Below are 1,160 nucleotides of genomic sequence, written 5' to 3'. Positions count from 1 at the left end.
CACACCCAGCCGCCAGAGCGAGCCCCACCACTGACTCCCAGCCTGTTCGGCCCATCGCAGACTCGTTTATTTAATTGACGCTCCTAAGCTCTCAATCCATGTACTGTCAGCCTTTGCGGCAGGCCGGTGGGGCAACTGTCGGCTAAAGATCCATTCGCCAGGCACTTTTCGGTCAAATCGACCAAAATACGACCTTCTTTGGGCGCTGTGAAGCTAAATTCCGGGGCTTAGGCAATAAAAATGAGCAGCAATTTCGGGTATGCTACTTCATCCGAAGGGTGAAAAGGTGCTTTAAACGTCCTATACGCCCGACCATTCGTGGTTCTGAAGCGGGCAGTAAAAAGCGCTATGCCGGTATGGTTGTTAAAAATCAACAACCGGAAATGGTCTTTAAAGGGTTGGAAACGGTTCGCACTGATTGGACAGACGTGGCGAGAGACTTTCAAAAGAATCTTTACCAAATCGTCTTTGATGATCGCGACCCAAGCCAATTTATCAAAGACACCGTGGCGGCCACACTGAATGGAGAACGGGATAATCAGCTGGTTTATCGAAAACGCCTTAGAAGACCGCTCAGAGAGTACGTTAAAAACGTTCCACCCCATGCTCGATCTGCCAAAATAGCCGACGAAAAGAACAAAGCGCTTGGCAAGCCACTACAGTATCAACACAAAGGCTGGATCAACTATATCATCACCCTGAACGGGCCTGAGCCTTTGGACTATCTTGAATCAGACATTGATTACCAACACTACATTGAGAAACAGCTAAAGCCCATCGCGGAAGGCATTCTGCCCTTTATCGGGATGGACTTTGATCGCCTAATAGATAATCAAATGGCCTTATTCTAGGGAACCTAGAAGTAAGTTCCTTAAGGCTCAATGATATTAAAGACACCTCTCGGCTTCTCAAACAACCTGAAGAAACTCACTAAATCCAGCTTACTACCCTCCACCGTCAAATCATCCGAGAACAGGGTTTCTTTGATCCCAGCCTGATCAGTGGCCATTTTGAGAAATAACTCATGAGTCACCTTAAGTGTGGCATCCGCATCACTGACAGGTTCAATTTGTTCAAAATGCAGAACGGCATTTTCAATCCACAAATAGAAATTTACCTGCCTGTNAGTGAAGGTGATATTGATCTTATGATGGCTATCA

2 protein-coding genes are annotated in these 1,160 nt (G+C 46.5%); one reads left to right on the top strand and one right to left on the bottom strand.

Annotated elements, in window-relative coordinates:
* The first annotated feature begins 278 nt into the window (after positions 1–278).
* Entirely contained in the window at positions 279–851 is a 573-nt protein-coding gene (locus A3756_RS15680; RefSeq protein WP_068510504.1) for a DNA polymerase domain-containing protein, read from the top strand.
* Positions 852–871: 20 nt separating this feature from the next.
* Here the strand turns inward: A3756_RS15680 and A3756_RS15675 are convergent.
* On the bottom strand, positions 872–1,160 hold a 289-nt coding region (locus A3756_RS15675; protein WP_197481333.1), incomplete at its 5' end, for an alkyl sulfatase C-terminal domain-containing protein.

This window comes from Oleiphilus sp. HI0086, assembly GCF_001635225.1.
This window is presented reverse-complemented; position numbering and strand designations above follow the sequence as displayed.